A 16,544-nucleotide genomic window follows, 5' to 3' on the forward strand; every position below is an offset into this window, starting at 1 on the left:
TCTGTGTGCCTACACCGTCGGAACCCACAGATTCGTTCAACCACTCGCCTGCACCGAGCCTGACTGGCCCGGTGCGGCGGCCGCGGAGGCTGCGCCAGAACGCTGCGATGCGCCGCATGACGGCGGAGGTCCGCCTGGACCCGGCGGACCTGATTTTGCCGCTGTTCGTTGCCGACGATCTCGGTGAATCGGGCAAACCCCGCATCATCGCCTCCATGCCGGGTGTGTACCAGCACAGCATGGACTCTCTCGTGGAGATCTGCCGGGAGGCTGTTTCTTTGGGGATTCCGTGCGTTGACTTGTTCGGTGTGCCCCGCAGCGAGGACAAGGATGCGTCCGGCTCCCAGGCCTGGGACCCGGACGGCGTGCTCAACCGTGCCATTGCGCGGCTGCGCGACGAGTTCGGCGACAAGCTGCTCATCATGACCGACACCTGCCTCGATGAGTTCACCGATCACGGCCACTGCGGCGTCTTGGTCACCGACCGGGAGGGCAATGTGGCGGTGGACAATGACGCCACCTTGGAGCTGTACGCGAAGATGGCGGTGTCGCAGGCTGAGGCCGGCGCGCATATTGTCAGCCCGTCCGGAATGATGGACGGCCAGGTGGAAGTGATCCGCCACGCGCTCGATCAAGCGGGCTACACGGATGTCGCGATCATGGCGTATTCGGCGAAGTATGCGTCTGCGTTCTTCGGCCCCTTCCGTGACGCTGTCGGTTCCTCCCTGTGGGGCGACCGCAAGACCTACCAGCAGGATCCGGCAAATATCCGCGAGTCCCTCATGGAGGTCGAACTCGACGTGGCTGAGGGCGCGGACATGGTCATGGTCAAGCCGGCCATGCCGTACCTCGACGTGCTGGCGAAGGTCGCTGAAGTCTCGCCCGTCCCCGTCGCCGCCTACCACGTCTCCGGCGAGTACGCGATGATCCAGGCCGCCGGCCGCAATGGCTGGATTGACCTAGACCGCACAATGATGGAAGCGTTGCTCTCCATCAAACGCGCCGGCGCCGACCAGATTCTCACGTACTTCGCGCTCGACGCAGCTCGCATGCTTATCGACGAAAGACCCCGCCCATGACCCACCCAACCCCGCCCGCACCGCAACAACCCGCCCAGCCCGCGCCGCCCGCGCAGGACGCTCGGCCTGACCAGCGGCCTGAAGCCGTGCGCTACCTGTTGGTCACGTGGGTGGTCATGATCGGTGCGGAGTTGTTGCACCAGCTTTTCTCCATTGTGATGCCGCTGTTGGATCCTTCTGCGCTGTTCGAGAGTGCGCGTGAGGCCAGCAAGGGCATGCCGCAAGAGGTGTCGGAGGGGCAGGTGAAGTTGGTGGCGTATACGTCGATAAGCATCATGGCGCTGCTGTCGCTGCTGATTGTCGCGCTGCTTGCGCTCGCACTGCGGGCCGTGGCGGCGCAGAAGAAGTGGGCGAACAGCGCGCGTACTTTGCTGATGGTGTTCTCTGTGTTCTTTGCGCTGCGCATGCTCACAGTGTTTCTGATCAACCCTGCCGGCATGGATGTGCCCACCGCGGTCATCGGTGCCGACGGCGTGCTGCAGATCGCTGCGGGAGTGGCGGCGATCTGTGCCCTCATCTTCGCTAACCAGGACGATGTGAAGAAGTGGACGGCCAAAGACGCCACAGACCATAATGACGTAAGCACTCAGTAAAAACCCAGAACACAGAAACGCAGGTGCACGTCATGGCCGGGATGTTCCCCACGATCGTGAGCGACCCGAACGACCCGAACCGCCGCTACCGCGGTGCAGTTGGGGACACGTGGCCGCGCAATCTGCAGATCGCGTTCTACCTCATCTGCGGCGCTGCGGTGCTCATGCTGGTGACTGCGATGATGCTGCTGTCCCAGGGTTTTCCGGGAGATCCGGCGAATGAGTCGCTGCGTGCTTCCTACATGACCAACTTGCGTGCGGTGTCCATCGGCAACATTGTGCTGGCGCTGCTGCTGGTCTCGGCGGCGAGCTACTTCCGCCACGGCAACCGCATCGCCCGCCGATGTGCGGCTGGATTCGTGGCACTGAGCTGCTTTCTCAACGTCGCGGCGTTCATGGTGCAGCTGACGTCGTGGGCGTCCATGGTCATTGTGATTCTGCTGGCGTTTTCCATGCTGTTCGCGTTCCGTCCGGACGCGAACGCGTTCGTGGACAAGATGAGCCCCCGCTTTTAGTGAGCACGTAGAGATGACCGCATACATCGAGGAAGAGACTCAAGACCGGCCGCATGTCTCCTATTCCTTCACTCTCGAGGGGCTGCCGGGTGCGCCCGATATCGATGAGGTCGAAGCCACCCTGGAGACGATCGAAGGTGTCGAGTGCAAGATCGTGCACCCGAGCAAGTCCGCCTGGATCACGGCGACAGCTGCAACGGGGCCGGAGCAGATCATCGAGGTTTTCGCTGAACTGGGCATCACGGCGCGGCTGACCGACGCCTCGCAGCTGCGCCACGCAGCCCCCGCCGACATGACAACGGGCCGGCGCCGCTCCCAACGCCCCGTGCCCACGCGGATGCGCCGCCGGCGCCGCAGCGCGGACCGGTCGCTCGACCGCGCACGGCGCGCCGGGTACACCCCGCAGCGCAAAACGGAGCCCACGCAGGACGATGTCCTCTACACCGCCCGCGACTTGGTCACCCCCGCCCGCATGTGGGTAGCGCTGGTGTTCACGCTGCCAGTCCTCGTGCTCGCCTACTTCCGCCCTACGCAGTTCGACGGTTGGCAATGGGTCGAACTCGCCTTGGCCACGCCGGTGGTCACGTGGTGCGCGTTACCGTTCCACCGCGCATTGCTCGGCGGAGTCCGGCGCGGCAGCACAGCACTTGACGGTGCGAGCGCCGTCGCCATCATCATCGCGTACCTGTGGTCCGCCGCCGTCATTTTTGCCGCGCCGACCGGCCACCGCGGCTGGCATTCGGGCTTCACGTGGTTCGCCACCACCCGCGGCACAGCGAACGGCCCAGAGCTATTTCTCGATGTCGCGTGCGGCATCACGCTGCTTCTGCTGATCGGGCGGCGGTATTCCATCCGTGCGCGCACATTGCTTCTCGACGAAATGACCGCCCGCACCCTCGACCCCGACACCGAATACATCCGCTTCTGCAAGAAACGCGGCCAGGCCGAGGCTGCTGAGGAACGCATTCCCGTCTCGGAGATCAACCGCGGCGACGACATTGTTGTGCACGTCGGTGAGATCGTTCCCGTCGATGGTGTGATCATGGGCGGGCGCGCACGGTTGCGCCCCGGGCTGATCGACGCCCACGAACCCATTGACGTCAAAGTCGGTTCCATCATTTACGCTGGTTCCGTCATCGCCGAGGGCGAAGTCAAGGTGCGCGCGCAGCGCACCGGCCACGCGACGCGGTGGAGCGCCGTGGAGCACTGGTTGGCAGACGTCGAAGCGCGCCAGCGCTACGCCTCTGTGCAGCATGCGCAGGCAGCGGCGGCGTTGCTGCCGGTGGCGATGGCGGTGGCGCTGACAAGCTTTGTGCTGTGGGGGCTGATCACGGGCGACTATAACGCGGCGTTGCGCACCGCATTGGCCGTGCTCTCCGGCGTGGCCCCAGTCGCGTTGGCGCTCTCGCCGGCGCTGGCGATGCGACTGGGCATTGAATCCGCCGCACGCAACGGTGTGCTTGTCCGCGACGGTGAAACCCTGCGGACCTTAGAGACCGTGGACACGATCGTGTTCAACCGCGTGGGCACGCTCGCGCAGGACGAGATGTTCGTCGAGTCCGTCACGGCCGCCGAGGGCGACAGCAAAGAAATGGTGATGCGCATTGCCGGCGCTCTGTCGATGAACTCCCAGTTCGCCGTTCCGCGTGCGCTCGTGGCAGGTGCCCGCGATGCCCGCGCCGGGGCCGACGATGACCGTGAGCTGCCTGCGCGCTACGAGCTGGTCAGCGTCGACTATGCGCGCACCGGCGATGTCACCGGCCGCCTGGCGCTGGTGTACGTCGACGAAGACGGCCACGAGAGCACGACGCACATCGACGCTATGCTGTGGCGCCCCTCCAACCTGTCCCATTTAAAGGGCAACCTGGCGGTGGCAGCGACCTCTGGCGGCACGCCCGTTGTGGTGCATTGGAAGGGCAAAGACCGCGGCGTGATCACATTGCATGACCCGTTCAAGGATGACGCCGACGACGCCATTGCGTTGCTGGAGGGTCAAGGCCTAGAAACGGTCATGTGTACCCGGGACACGTACGCCGTCGCCCGTCGCTTCGCCGATTACCTAGGCATCTCCACCGTGCTGGCAGGCATCACCGCCGACAAGAAGCCCGGCGCCATCCGCACCTTGCGTGCCAACGGTGCAGAGGTAGCCATGGTCGGCGACCGCACTGTGATTGATGCGCTGCGCGCCGCCGATGTGAGCATCATGTACGCCACCGCAGATGACATTGAAACGGGACGCAAGCGTAACCGCCGCGTGTCGGTGATGCTGCTGCGTCAGGATGTCACCGCCGTTCCCCAGCTCATCGCTCACGCCCGCAATGTCTGCGGCATCAAAGACCGCAATCTTTCCCTGGCGTGGATGTACAACATCGCCATGCTCTTCTTCGCCGCCATTGGTGTGATCCCGCCGATCATCGCCACGGTACTCATGCTCGGGTCGTCGCTGCTCATTGAGTCATTGTCGATGCGGGCGCGGCGTTTCCCGCGGAGCCTGTAACAATGGAGCCATGAGCAGACGCACGCTTGACCACGCCCCCTTGATCGCCGCCGCTACCGGCCGCACCCCGTCGCGCACCCCGGTGTGGTTCATGCGCCAAGCGGGCCGCTCCCTTCCCGAGTACCGCGCTGCACGGGAAGGCATCGCCATGCTGGACTCCTGCTTCATGCCGGAGCTGCTCGCGGAGATCACCATGCAGCCAGTGCGCCGCCACGACATGGACGCGGCGATCCTATTCTCCGACATCGTCGTGCCGCTCAAGGCAGCCGGCGTGGATGTAGAGATTGTGCCCGGACGCGGACCCGTCATGGGGTCGCCGGTGCGGTCGCGGTCCGACGTGGACGCCCTGCCCGTCCTCGAGGGCGACGTCGACGAGGTCGCTTCCGGAATTTCAATCATCCTGTCCGAGCTCACCGACACCCAAGCCCTCATCGGCTTCGTCGGTGCCCCGTTCACCCTGGCCAGCTACCTCATCGAGGGTGGCCCGTCCAAGAACCACGAGAAAACCAAAGCCATGATGCACGGCGACCCGGACACCTGGCACGCCCTGATGTCCAAGCTCGTGCCCACCATCACCGCTTTCCTGCGCATCCAGGTCGAAGCAGGCATCGACGCGATGCAGTTGTTCGACTCCTGGGCCGGTTTCCTCGCTGAGGCCGACTACCGCCGCTACGTCCTGCCGTACTCCACCGAGATCCTGGCCACCGTCGCCGGGGAGATCCCACGCATCCACTTCGGCGTGGCCACCGGTGAGTTGCTCGGGGCGATGTCGGAGGCGGGCTCGGAAGTGATGGGCGTCGATTGGCGCGTCCCGCTCGACCGTGCCGCGAAACGCTTCGCCGCCCCGAGGGTGCTGCAGGGAAATCTCGACCCGGCGCTGCTCTTCGCCGGCACCGACGTCGTGCGCGAGGAAGTCGCCCGCATCAAGGGCGAAGCCAGCAACGCTGTGCGTTCCGGCACCGCAACGGGCCACATTTTCAACCTCGGCCACGGGGTGCTCCCGGAGACCGACCCGGACGCCATCACCGAGACAGTCCGCATTATTCACGAGGAGGCGTAAATGAACATCGCCATCATCGGTGCCGGCCTGGCTGGCCTCACCGCCGCCTACGAGCTGCGCTCGAGCGGCCACACGGTCGACGTGTACGAGGCCACTGACCGCATCGGCGGCAAGCTCTACACAGTGGCCTTCGAAGCTGGCCCCACAGACATGGGAGCGGAGGCGTTCATGGCGCGCCGCCGCGACGCCGTCGAGTTTTTCGAGTCCCTCGGCTTAGGCGACTCCCTCGTCGAGCCTTCCGGCCTGCGCTCGCTCCTCTGGTCCGGCGGTGCCGTCCGCGAGCTGCCCACCGGCGGCGTCATGGGCATCCCCGGGCGCTCCGATACTGTCGCCCACCTCGTGTCCGCCGACACCGCCGCGCTTATCGACGCTGAATCCGACCGCCCCGGCTTCCACTGGCCCACCCCTGATTCCGACGCTGGCGACCTCAACGTCGGCACGCTGGTGCGTGAACGCTACGGTGACGAGGTCGCCGACATCATCGTCTCCCCGCTGCTCGGGGGAGTGTACTCCTGCACGGCCGACGATCTCGGCGTGCGCGCCACGATCCCGCAGCTCGCAGCCGAATTCGATCGATTGGCCGCCGAGCACCCCGAGCGCCTCGTCCACCTGTCCACGGCTGTGCGCAACTTGGAGGCGCAGCGCGCTGAGCTGCCCACAGGCCACGGCGCGGTGTTCAACGCCTTCCGCGACGGCTACCAGGAACTCTACGAAACCTTGGCCGAGCAATCCGGCGCCGATATTTACATCGATGCCTTCATTTCCGGCATTGAGCGCGCCGACTCATCCAGCGACGCTGCCGCGCCCCAGTACAAGCTGACCGGCGGCGAAGACACACACTACGACCACGTCATCCTCGCCGTGCCCGCGCCGACTGCGGCACTGCTGCTGAAGCGCGTTGCCCCCGAGGTGGCCGAAGAGCTGGCGAAGGTGAAGCTGGCGAACTCCGCCGTAGTGGGCATGCGCTTCGCCGACGGCGACGGACTGCCCGAAAACTCCGGCATCCTCATCGCCGACACTGCTGACACCGCCGACACCGCTAAACCGGATGTGCGCGCGAAGGCGTTCACACTGTCGTCGAAGAAGTGGCCGCACCTCGCCGAGCGCGGCGGGGCACTCGTGCGCGCTAGCTTCGGCCGCTACGGCGACAACCCGGACCTGGCTATCACGGCCTCCGAAGACGACCTCGTCGACTGGGCACTCGATGACCTGCAGACCATCACAGGGTTCGACGGCAGGGAAGCAGGCCTCGAAGAAATCTACGTCCAACGCTGGTTCGGCGGTCTTCCGCGTTACGACGAGGGTCATGTGGGGGTGGTGCGTGACGTCGATAAGCAATTGGCGCAAGTGCCCGGCATCTCCGCGACAGGCGCATGGGCGGGCGGCGTCGGCGTGCCCGCCGTCATCGCACACGCGCGCGACACAGCGCGTGCTGTAGGTTAATTGTCCATGCACGACGAGCAGGACCGGGTGGACGACCGCCCCGCTTCCGAAGAACCCGAATGGTGGGAAGAACCAGGGCTGCCCTGGAACTCCAAACCCACCAAAGCCGACTACTGGTGCCTCGCGTGGTTCGGTTTTGTCGGCCTGTTCGGCATGGCGATGATTCCGCTGCGCGCGTGGCTGCTGGGTCTCGACCCGCCGGTGATGCTGGCGCTGACCGGTTCGCGCATCGGTGCGGCCTCAACCGGTGCGCTGGCCGCCGTCGGTGAAGCGCCGGGCTGGATCTGGTACCTGCTCATCGGCTCGGTCGTGGCCATCAAATTTGACTGGGTCTATTGGTGGGCCGGCAAACTTTGGGGCCGCGGCATCCTTGATGTGCAGGCGCAGAACTCCAAACGCATGGGGCGCAACATCGAACGGGTCGAAGGCTGGTTCCACCGCGTCGGATGGGTTGGCATTTTCCTGGCGTACGTGCCGATTCCGCTGCCCATCGCGTTCGTCGTCTTCGTCATGTGCGGCGCGACCGGCATGGACGTTAAGAAGTTCATGCTGCTCGACTTCATCGCGAAAACCGCGTGGTCGTTCCTCTACTTCGGGCTCGGCTGGGCGATCGGCGAGCCGGTCGTCTTCGTCCTCGAGCAGTACGCGAAGGTGGCCAACTGGGTGGCCATCGGTCTGCTCGTGGTCATCTTCTTCGGGGTGTTTCGCGGGCAGCAGAAGAACGCGGGCACAGCCTAACCGCGTGGCTCTGCCGCAGCGGGGGAGGAGCCGGCGCGCTCCAACACTTGGTCGCGCAGGTAGATCCGGACGATGTTTATCACGTCCTCGTCCGGCGCCTTTTCGATAGCGCCAGCAATGTCCACCACCGGATCATCCTCCGACATGTTCAGCTCGGCGGCGAGGCGCTTCTCCAAAGATCTCTCGGTGTACCGGGTGCGCGGGGCGCGACGCGTGCTCACCCAGTACACGGCCATGGACAGCACTGATGCGGCGATCGACGCGATGAGCATGCCCTTCCACGGAGTGACCTGAAAGTGGGAAAATGCGAGTGTCAGGCCGGCGGCGAGCAGAGCTGGAAAGACCAACATCTTCTGGGACGTGAACAGGCTGGGAATATTCCGCAGCACGACGTCGCGCACCAGCGATCCGCCGGTCGCTGTGATGACGGCGAGCAGCAGTACGGAGATCCACGGCAGATCGTTGACGAGTGCTTTAGACGCGCCCACTACCGACCACACTCCGACAGTGACCACGTCCATGTAGAAGCGCACGCGGTCCCACAGCCGTCCTTCGACGTGGAGGAAGAATGCGATGGCGCCGCCGAGTACCGCGATGATGAGATACCAGGGAGTCTGCAGCGCGGCGACGGGGCCGTTGTTGAGCAGGCAGTCGCGCAGCATGCCGCCGGCGAGCGACGAAATCAACGCGATGAAGCCGAATCCGACCACGTCGAAGTTCATGCGTTTGGCCACTTGCCCGCCGATGATCGCGGCGAGCAGCACACCGGTGTATTCGAGGATGAAGTAGAGAGGGCCGAAGTCATTCACGCCGGCGATTCTAGCTACACCCGGCTTATACCCGGCGGGCTCCATCCTGTGCGCTTGTGGCGTAGATCGTAGGCACGGGGTAGCCGGCGGAACCGGTTGCGTCCTCGATGGCTGCGGCAACGGCGTCGGCCTCGTCGGCGCGGCACAGCGCAATGATGGAGCCGCCGAATCCGCCGCCGGTGATCCGCGCGCCTACTGCACCCTCTTCCAGCGCCGCTTGAACGGCGGTTTCGAGCTCAACGGGGACGATGTCGTAATCGTCACGCAGGGAGGCGTGGCTGTCGTTCATCAGCGCGCCGAACTGCTCGACATCGCCCGCCATGAGCGCGTCGATGGCTGCGATGGTGCGGGCTGTCTCCGTGGCGACGTGGCGCACGCGGCGGTGCACGGTCTCCGGGTCATAATCCGACGTCTCGGCCCACGCCACAGCACGCGTGACGACGTCCCCTTCCCTGAACGTGCACCCCAACGCGTCGGCCACAGCGTCGATCAGCCCCCGGCGCGAACCGTAACCGCCTGTAGCATGCGAGTGTTCGACGTGGCTGTCGGCGACGAGCAACAGGTAATCGTCCCAGTTGCAGGGCACCTGCTCGTGCGTGCCGGCGAGGAAGTCCAGAGCGAGGGCGTGGCCGGCCCTACCGCGCACGACAGCATTCTGGTCCAGCCCGCCGGTGTTCGCGCCGACGTAGTGGTTCTCGGCGCGCATGGTGGCCGTGATGATGTCCTCGTCGGTGGCGTCGAGTCCGTGCAGGTCGCGGGCCGCCACAGCCACAGCGCACTCCAGTGCAGCTGAACTGGACAGCCCGGAGCCTAAAGGCACGTCGGACACAACGACGAGGTCGAGCCCGCCGGTCTGCGGGGCTCCGTGCACGCGCAGCGCGTCGACCGTGCCGGCGATGTACCCGCGCCAGTCGGGCAAGCAGCCGGGCGCCGAGTTCGCGGCGTCAAGGGCGTTGAGGTCGACGGAGGCATCGAGAATCTCGCCGGTGGGAGACTGGGAGACCATGCGTACCACAGCGTCCTCGCGCCGGCGGGCGCCGACGGCAGTGGCCATCGTCGTCGCGAACGGCAGGCACACACCATAGGCGTAGTCGACGTGGTCGCCGATGAGGTTCACGCGGCCAGGGGCGAGCCACACGCCGTCCGCTTCGCCGCCGAGGTGCGCGGCGAAGAACGCACGGGCGTCCCGGTCGAGTTCCTCAGGCGTGCGGGTCGTGGGGACAATCATCAGTAGACCTCCCGCAGTGTCGCGGCAATGGTTTCAGGGGTGGTGTCGTTGATCCACACGCCCATGCCGGATTCGCTGCCGGCCAGGAACTTCATCCGGCCGGGCGAGCGCATCAGGGAGAACAGCTGCAGGTGCAGCCGGCCGTCCTCCGGCGTATCCACGGGCGCCTGGTTCCACGCCGCAATGTACGGCGTGCGATCAACGCCCGCAAAGAACTTATCGACGGCAGCGAACAACCGGTGCAACACCTCGGCGAGGTCATCGCGCTCGTCGTCGGTGAGCTCGACGAAGGACGGCACGTCGCGCCGGGGCATCACCATGACCTCCATCGGCCACTTCGCGGCCATCGGGGTGAACACGACGAAGTGCTCGGTCTCGGCGATGATGCGTTCGCCGGCGTCCAGCTCAGCGGCCAGCACCTCGTCGAACAGGTTCCCACCTGCCTCGCGACGCTCGCGAGCATAGCGAGCAATCGCCGCCATGCGCGGCGGCACGAACGGGTAGGAGTAAATCTGCCCGTGCGGATGGTGCAACGTGACGCCGATTTCCTCGCCGCGGTTCTCAAAGGGGAACACGGCCTTCACGGGTTCAAAAGCGGAGAGTTCTTCGGTGCGGTGGGCCCAGACGTCGATAAGCGTGCGCTTGCGCTCGAGCGGCAGATCCTTGAAAGACCCGTCGGCGTCGGGTGTGAAGCACACGACTTCACACCGGCCGACCGCGGGGTGACCGTCGCGGCCCTCCATGCCCATGCATAACGACGGAAACCTGTTCTCAAACACCACCACCTCATAATCCGACTCCGGAATTTCACTGGGTTTCTGGCCAGGGCGGGTCGGCGCGAGCGGGTCTTCGTTCGCGGGCGGGAGGAACGTGCGGTTCTGGCGGTGGGCGGCGTAGAGGGCCCACTCGCCGGTCAAGGGGTCTTTCCGCATCCACGAGTCGGTGTGCACCTCCGGCAGGCCGCGCTCGTCTACAGCTGTTCTCGGCGGAACCTCGGCGGTTCCGCTGCCGGGGGAGTCGTAGTAGATGAGCTCGCGGCCGTCGGAAAGCGTCGTGCGTGTGATGCGGATGTCGCTCAATTTAGTCAGCTGCCTCTAGCGTGTCGGGGTCGAATTCGATCGGGTTCAGGCGCGCCCAGATGAAGAAGACCGCAGCGGCCACGGTCAAGGCGATGCCTACCCACAGGTTATCGCTTGATTCCTTGGGCAGGCCGGTGTCGACGTTCATGCCCGGGTCGAGCGCGAAGGAGCAGATCACCAGGACGATCCCGTAGAAGCCGAGCAGCGCTCCGATGACGTTGCGGATGTCGAAGGTCGTGGCAGACGTTTTCTTAGGTGCAGTTTGAGGTGCTGTGGTGGACATTTTCCCTCCTACAGGAACAACAGGTTGAGGCCGATGACAAGGACAAGCGCGATCACGCCCAGCGGAACGGTGCGCTGGTACCAGGGGAGGGCGGCTTCGGAGGCGTCGACAAGCTGCTCCTTCGGCGTGACGGAGCGGACGAAGCCGACAAGCTCGTGATCCGGTTTCGGCGCGGTGAACAGCGAGACGACCACGCTGACCACGATGTCGACAGTGAACGCGAGTGCCGCGGCGACAAACGCGGTGCCCTGGCCGGGCAGCGAGACGACCGGGTCGCTACCGAGCGACAGCGCCCAGAAGCCGATGGCTGCGGCGGTACCGGCGACCAGGCCGGACCAGCCGGCGTGCGGGGTCATGCGCTTCCAGAACATACCCAGGATGAACGTGGCAAACAGCGGCGCGTTGAAGAAGCCGAACAGCGTCTGCAGGTAGTCCATGATGTTGCCGAAGTTCGCGGCCAGCAGCGCGGTGAACACGGCGATGACGGTCGCCCCGATGGTGGCCAGGCGGCCGACGCGCAGGTAGTAGTCATCCTCGCGGTCCTTGATCAGGTACGTCTGCCACAGGTCGTAGGAGAACACCGTGTTGAACGAGGAAATGTTCGCGGCCATACCCGCCATGAACGCGGCGAGCAGACCCGCAATGCCCACGCCGAGCAAACCGTTCGGCAGCAAGTCGCGCATGAGGTAGAGCACCGCGTCGTTCGGGTTCGCCGCGCCCTCCATGATCGGGGAAACCAAGACGCTGGCGATCATGCCGGGCACGACCACGATGAACGGGACGAACATCTTCGGGAACGCGCCAATGATCGGGGTTTTACGCGCGGAAGCGAGCGAGTCCGACGCCATCGCGCGCTGCACCTCGACGAAGTTCGTGGTCCAGTAACCGAAGGACAGCACGAAGCCCAGGCCGAACACGATGCCGATGACCGACCAGACCGGGTTGCTGAAGCCGGACAGGTCCTGGCCAGGCCATGCGGAGAAGTGGCTCGGGTCGCCGATCGACTCTTTCAGGCCGCTCCAGCCGCCGAGGTGGCGCAGGCCGATAATCGTCAGCGGAAGCAGTGCGGCGATGATGACGAAGAACTGCAGCACCTCGTTGTAGATCGCCGCCGACAGGCCGCCGAGGGTGATGTACGCCAGAACAATGAGCGCAGCGACGACCAGCGTCGCCCACAGCGGCCAGCCCAACAGCGCCTCCACCACGGTGGCCAGCAGGAACAGGTTCACACCGGCGATGAGCAGCTGCGCCACCGCGAACGAGATCGCGTTGACCAGGTGCGCCGCCGGGCCGAAGCGCTTGAGCATGAACTCCGGCACGGAGCGCACTTTCGAGCCGTAGTAGAACGGCATCATCACAATGCCGAGGAAGATCATGGCGGGCACGGCGCCGATCCAGAAGTAGTGCATCGTTTGCACGCCGTATTCCACACCGTTGGCGGACATGCCGATGATCTCCACTGCACCGAGGTTCGCGGAGATGAACGCCAGACCGGTGATCCACGCGGGTAGGCCGCGTCCGGAGAGGAAGAAGTCGATCGACGACGACACACCGCGTTTCGCGGCCCACCCAATGCCCAGCACGAAGGCGAAGAACACCGCCACGAGCATGAAGTCGACCCAGGTGGCGTCGAGTCTGAGAGCTGTATCCATGAAGAGGCTTTCTGTTTAGATGGCTCGAACCTTCCAGCGCACGCTGGTGCGGTCGCCGGGTTCGAGCACGATGAGGTCCTCGCCGGTCGCGAGGGCGTTTGGAGGTGCGGTCATCGGTTCAACCGCGAGGAATCGTTGCGGCGAGGTGAAAAGCTGGCACCATCGCATGCTTATCGACGCATCCAGCCCCACCCCCTTGCCAGCCCGATCCACCAGAACTGCCGTGTGGGTCCGGTACTCCGGGTCGAATCCGGGGTCGTCCAGCCACGCGCCAGCCATGTCGATCGGGTTGTCTGGCCACGGTTTACGCGGGCCGGCCGGGATGTTGCGCTCGTCGAGGGGCTGGCGCTGCGTCAGGCCGTGGTGCAGCGTGCACTCGTCGAGCGGTGCGCCCTGGGGGTCGAGGTAGGTGTGCACGCCGAGCGCGCACGGTGCCGCTTCTGCGCCGATGTTCTCGGCGGTCATTGTCGCCTCGATCCCAGCGCCCGCGCCGGCCGCCGCGTCTTGGCTGCCGACGAGCCGGTAACGCACAGTCAGCGCGATCTCCCACGGCCAACCCGGTTCGGGGCCGAGCGCAGTGCGCAGCGTCGCTTCAGTGCGGTCAGTGCGGTCCGCCCCGTCGTTAGTGTCGGCGTCGATGTCGAAGATCCGCCCCCACGTGAACCCGTGCAGGGCGTGGCCCAACTCTGGTTCGGTGATGTCGAGGCGGTGATCTTCTCCGTCGAAACGGAACGTCGCGTTGTTCACGCGGTTCGGCCATGGGGCCAGGACGATGTTCGCAGCCCCAGGGGGACGCTTGGCGGGTTCGAAGGAGCGCAGGAGTGGGCGGCCGTCGACACGCAGATCGCGTACGGCGGCACCTGACGCAGTGATGACTGCCCGCACGTTGCCCTGCTCGAGGACTATTTCTGGGATCGCGTCAGCATCCATAGTCCAATTATCGTTCTCCTGCCCTCGTACCGAAAAATGCCACACCCAATCATGGGTGACCGCCCAATAGTTATGTGCTCTCAGGGCGAATCGTTTCCTGGGAATTGTGGATAAATCAGCGCGGTTGGTGACGTGTCAACGCGGTTATCCACAGGGTTTTCGCCTTGCCCTTTACCGCGCGTGCATGCGGCCATACGGTTCAAGCCATGAACGCATTCGGGGAAGCAGTCGGCGCGATGTCGCAGGGAATCGACTTTTTGGCGGGGTTCGACCGCAATGTCGCCCTCGACGCTGGCTTCCCGCCGCACCAGGTGCGAACGTGGGCCAAGGCCCGCGAGGTGTATTTCGGCAAGACACGCTGGTCGAGGAAGCAGGCGGTGGCCGTCGATAAGGCGCGCGGGGTGCCTCTTGCCCAGCTCGTGCTCATCGAGGAACGCATTCGGCATATCGGCGACGAAGGCGAGCGTTGGCGTTTGCGCCACGAGCTGCTCGGACTGCGCGGCAACTACGACTCCGTCAAACGCAAGGCCGCCGCGATCGTGCCGCCGAAGGAGAAGAAGCCGCCGAAACCGGGGATCCGGTTTGGCGCGTCGGTCGACGGTGTCCGTTCAGTGAGCATCACAGGGCCCGAGCGAGAGCTTGCTGACCTGGAGAAGGCCGTCTCGGTCGGGCTTGACCCGGAGCGGCCGGGGTCGCCGCAGAAGCTGGAGAAGTTCTTGGACCTTTTGCGTGACGACGGCCCCCGCGTCCCCCGTTCCGTACCCCGCCCCATCGTCATGGTGCCCGTGGACGAAGCCGTTAAGATTCTCGGCGGCGAAGGCGATGACACTGTCCTCGGCCTGACCGACGGCACCACCATGACCGCTTCCGAGTTGGTGGCTGAGCACTTCGGCGACCAGCTGGAAGTCGCCGTTTTCCACCCGCAGGAGGGCGCGGTGAACCTGCTGCGCGGCCAGCGGTTCGCCAACGCGAAGCAGCGCACGCTGGTCAGCATGGTTCAGCCGATCTGCGCGGTCCCCGGTTGCCGCCACGCCGCCGACATGTGCGAGATGCACCACATCACTCCGTGGAAGCACGGCGGCCAGACTAACCTGGCCAACCTCGCGCCCCTGTGCCGCTACCACAACCGCACGAACGACGATGATGACCAGGCCCGCCGCGGCCGGATCGAGAACATCCGGGGTGCGCCTATGTGGGTGTCGCCGCGCGGTTACCCGATGCCGAACAATCGGCACCCGTACGGGGCGTTGAGGTCGCTCTTCGGAACCTAGCCAATGCAGCAGTCCCTAGACTGGGGGACATGACTGCATCAACCGATCATTCCGAATCCCGTTCCGCCGCGCTTTTCCAACGCGCGAAAGCTGTCACACCCGGCGGGGTGAACTCGCCCGTGCGCGCATTCGGGTCCGTGGGGGGTCAGCCGCGCTTCATCGAGCGCGCGAGCGGCTCGCAGCTTATCGACGCCGACGGAAACCCCTACACCGACCTCATCTGCTCCTGGGGTCCCATGATCCATGGGCACTCCCACCCGCGGATCGTCGAAGCGGTGGAGAAAGCCTTGAAGGACGGGCTGTCCTTCGGTGCGCCCACCGAGGCCGAGGTGCGCCTGGCGGAGCTGATCGTCGAGCGCACGAGCGTGGAAAAGGTCCGCATGGTCAACTCCGGCACGGAGGCGACAATGAGCGCGGTGCGTCTCGCGCGCGGGTTCACCGGCCGGTCGAAGATCCTCAAGTTCGAGGGCTGCTACCACGGCCACGTCGATGCGCTCTTGGCTGCTGCCGGATCCGGCGTGGCCACCTACGGCCTGCCCGACACCCCCGGCGTGACGGGCGCCCAGGCTGGCGACACCATCGTCGTGCCGTACAACGACATCGAGGCCGTCCGCGAGGCGTTCGCCGCGCACCCCGGCGAGATCGCCGCGGTCATCACGGAAGCCGCCGCAGGCAACATGGGCACCGTCGCCCCGGCGACATCCTCCACTGGAGTCGGGTTCAACCAAGCACTCAAAGACATTGCGCATGCCGACGGCGCACTGCTCATCATCGACGAGGTGATGACGGGCTTCCGCACCTCCTACGGCGGCTGGTACGGTGTCGACGGTGTGGCCGGCGATCTGACCACGTTCGGCAAGGTCGTCTCCGGCGGGTTGCCGGCGGCGGCGTTCGGCGGCCGTGCCGACATCATGGACTACCTCGCGCCGGGCGGGCCGGTGTACCAAGCGGGTACGTTGTCGGGGAATCCGGTGGCGATGGCGGCGGGGGAGGCGTCGTTAAGCATCGCGGAAGAGGCGATCTACCCGCAGCTGAACGCCAACGCCGACCGCCTGGCCGCCCTGCTCACCGACGCCCTGACCAGCGCAGGTGTCGCGCACCACATCCAGCGCGCCGAGTCGATGCTCTCCATCCGCTTCGCCGAGGGTGAGGGCCACAACTTCGCCGACATGAAGGCCGCCGACACCTTCCGCTACGCCCCGTTCTTCCACGCGCTTCTGGCCGCCGGCGTCTACGCCCCGCCCAGCGCCTTCGAAACCTGGTTTGTGTCGACCGCCCTGACCGATGCAGACTTTGAGAAGATCGAGACTGCATTGCCTGCCGCTGCCCGCGCGGCAGCAAGCGCGACTGAGTAGGACACAGTAGGA

Annotated in this window: 15 protein-coding genes; 9 read left to right on the forward strand and 6 right to left on the reverse strand. The window is 65.5% G+C overall.

Features of this window, described 5'->3' with window-relative positions:
- Positions 1 to 59: 59 nt before the first annotated feature.
- The 7 genes from hemB to KBX19_RS05175 are packed head-to-tail and all read left to right on the forward strand — an operon-like array spanning position 60 to position 7,925.
- Positions 60 to 1,079, forward strand: coding sequence for a porphobilinogen synthase (hemB, locus tag KBX19_RS05145; RefSeq protein WP_040423959.1), 1,020 nt, complete (start codon positions 60 to 62; stop codon positions 1,077 to 1,079).
- Positions 1,076 to 1,672: a hypothetical protein gene (locus KBX19_RS05150; RefSeq protein WP_255997773.1), complete on the forward strand. Its 597-nt coding sequence runs from the start codon at positions 1,076 to 1,078 to the stop codon at positions 1,670 to 1,672. The genes hemB and KBX19_RS05150 overlap by 4 nt, the downstream gene beginning before the upstream one ends.
- Positions 1,673 to 1,704: 32 nt before the next feature.
- On the forward strand, positions 1,705 to 2,187 hold the full coding sequence (locus tag KBX19_RS05155) for a hypothetical protein (RefSeq protein ID WP_005286965.1): 483 nt from the start codon (positions 1,705 to 1,707) through the stop codon (positions 2,185 to 2,187).
- 13 nt (positions 2,188 to 2,200) lie between these two features.
- Positions 2,201 to 4,684: a cation-translocating P-type ATPase gene (locus tag KBX19_RS05160; protein ID WP_255997775.1), complete on the forward strand. Its 2,484-nt coding sequence runs from the start codon at positions 2,201 to 2,203 to the stop codon at positions 4,682 to 4,684.
- 10 nt (positions 4,685 to 4,694) lie between these two features.
- Positions 4,695 to 5,744, forward strand: a complete 1,050-nt coding sequence (gene hemE, locus KBX19_RS05165; protein WP_255997777.1) for a uroporphyrinogen decarboxylase — start codon at positions 4,695 to 4,697, stop codon at positions 5,742 to 5,744.
- Positions 5,745 to 7,187, forward strand: coding sequence for a protoporphyrinogen oxidase (locus KBX19_RS05170; protein WP_255997779.1), 1,443 nt, complete (start codon positions 5,745 to 5,747; stop codon positions 7,185 to 7,187). It abuts the gene before it with no gap.
- Between the two features lie 6 nt (positions 7,188 to 7,193).
- The gene (locus KBX19_RS05175; RefSeq protein WP_005286948.1) at positions 7,194 to 7,925 is read left to right on the forward strand and encodes a DedA family protein; all 732 of its coding nucleotides are present in this window, start codon (positions 7,194 to 7,196) and stop codon (positions 7,923 to 7,925) included.
- Here the strand turns inward: KBX19_RS05175 and KBX19_RS05180 are convergent.
- Genes KBX19_RS05180 through KBX19_RS05205 form a run of 6 tightly spaced genes read right to left on the reverse strand, consistent with a single transcriptional unit; the run spans position 7,922 to position 13,906 of the window.
- A complete protein-coding gene (locus KBX19_RS05180; protein ID WP_198002208.1) occupies positions 7,922 to 8,734 on the reverse strand; it encodes a trimeric intracellular cation channel family protein in 813 nt (270 codons plus the stop codon). The genes KBX19_RS05175 and KBX19_RS05180 overlap by 4 nt on opposite strands.
- Before the next feature lie 25 nt (positions 8,735 to 8,759).
- On the reverse strand, positions 8,760 to 9,962 hold the full coding sequence (galK, locus tag KBX19_RS05185) for a galactokinase (protein ID WP_255997783.1): 1,203 nt from the start codon (positions 9,960 to 9,962) through the stop codon (positions 8,760 to 8,762).
- Positions 9,962 to 11,041 (reverse strand): galactose-1-phosphate uridylyltransferase, encoded by a 1,080-nt coding sequence (gene galT / locus KBX19_RS05190; RefSeq protein WP_255997785.1) that lies wholly within the window; start codon positions 11,039 to 11,041, stop codon positions 9,962 to 9,964. The genes galK and galT overlap by 1 nt, the downstream gene beginning before the upstream one ends.
- 1 nt (position 11,042) lies before the next feature.
- Positions 11,043 to 11,324 carry a hypothetical protein gene (locus KBX19_RS05195; protein ID WP_255997786.1) on the reverse strand — a complete coding sequence of 94 codons (282 nt, stop codon included), beginning with the start codon at positions 11,322 to 11,324 and terminating at the stop codon, positions 11,043 to 11,045.
- A gap of 8 nt (positions 11,325 to 11,332) precedes the next feature.
- Entirely contained in the window at positions 11,333 to 12,976 is a 1,644-nt protein-coding gene (locus KBX19_RS05200) for a sodium:solute symporter family protein (protein WP_255997788.1), read from the reverse strand.
- Between the two features lie 15 nt (positions 12,977 to 12,991).
- The gene (locus tag KBX19_RS05205; RefSeq protein ID WP_255997789.1) at positions 12,992 to 13,906 is read right to left on the reverse strand and encodes a hypothetical protein; all 915 of its coding nucleotides are present in this window, start codon (positions 13,904 to 13,906) and stop codon (positions 12,992 to 12,994) included.
- A 206-nt stretch (positions 13,907 to 14,112) separates the two neighbouring features.
- Here KBX19_RS05205 and KBX19_RS05210 point away from each other — a divergent pair, with 206 nt between their 5' ends.
- Both KBX19_RS05210 and hemL read left to right on the forward strand, forming a co-directional pair.
- A complete protein-coding gene (locus tag KBX19_RS05210; protein WP_255997791.1) occupies positions 14,113 to 15,177 on the forward strand; it encodes an HNH endonuclease signature motif containing protein in 1,065 nt (354 codons plus the stop codon).
- A 29-nt stretch (positions 15,178 to 15,206) separates the two neighbouring features.
- Complete coding sequence (hemL, locus tag KBX19_RS05215) at positions 15,207 to 16,532, forward strand: glutamate-1-semialdehyde 2,1-aminomutase (RefSeq protein ID WP_255997793.1); 1,326 nt, start codon at positions 15,207 to 15,209, stop codon at positions 16,530 to 16,532.
- The last annotated feature ends 12 nt before the right edge of the window (positions 16,533 to 16,544 follow it).

Source organism: Corynebacterium sp. CCUG 71335 (genome assembly GCF_024454075.1).
Classification (GTDB): domain Bacteria; phylum Actinomycetota; class Actinomycetes; order Mycobacteriales; family Mycobacteriaceae; genus Corynebacterium; species Corynebacterium genitalium.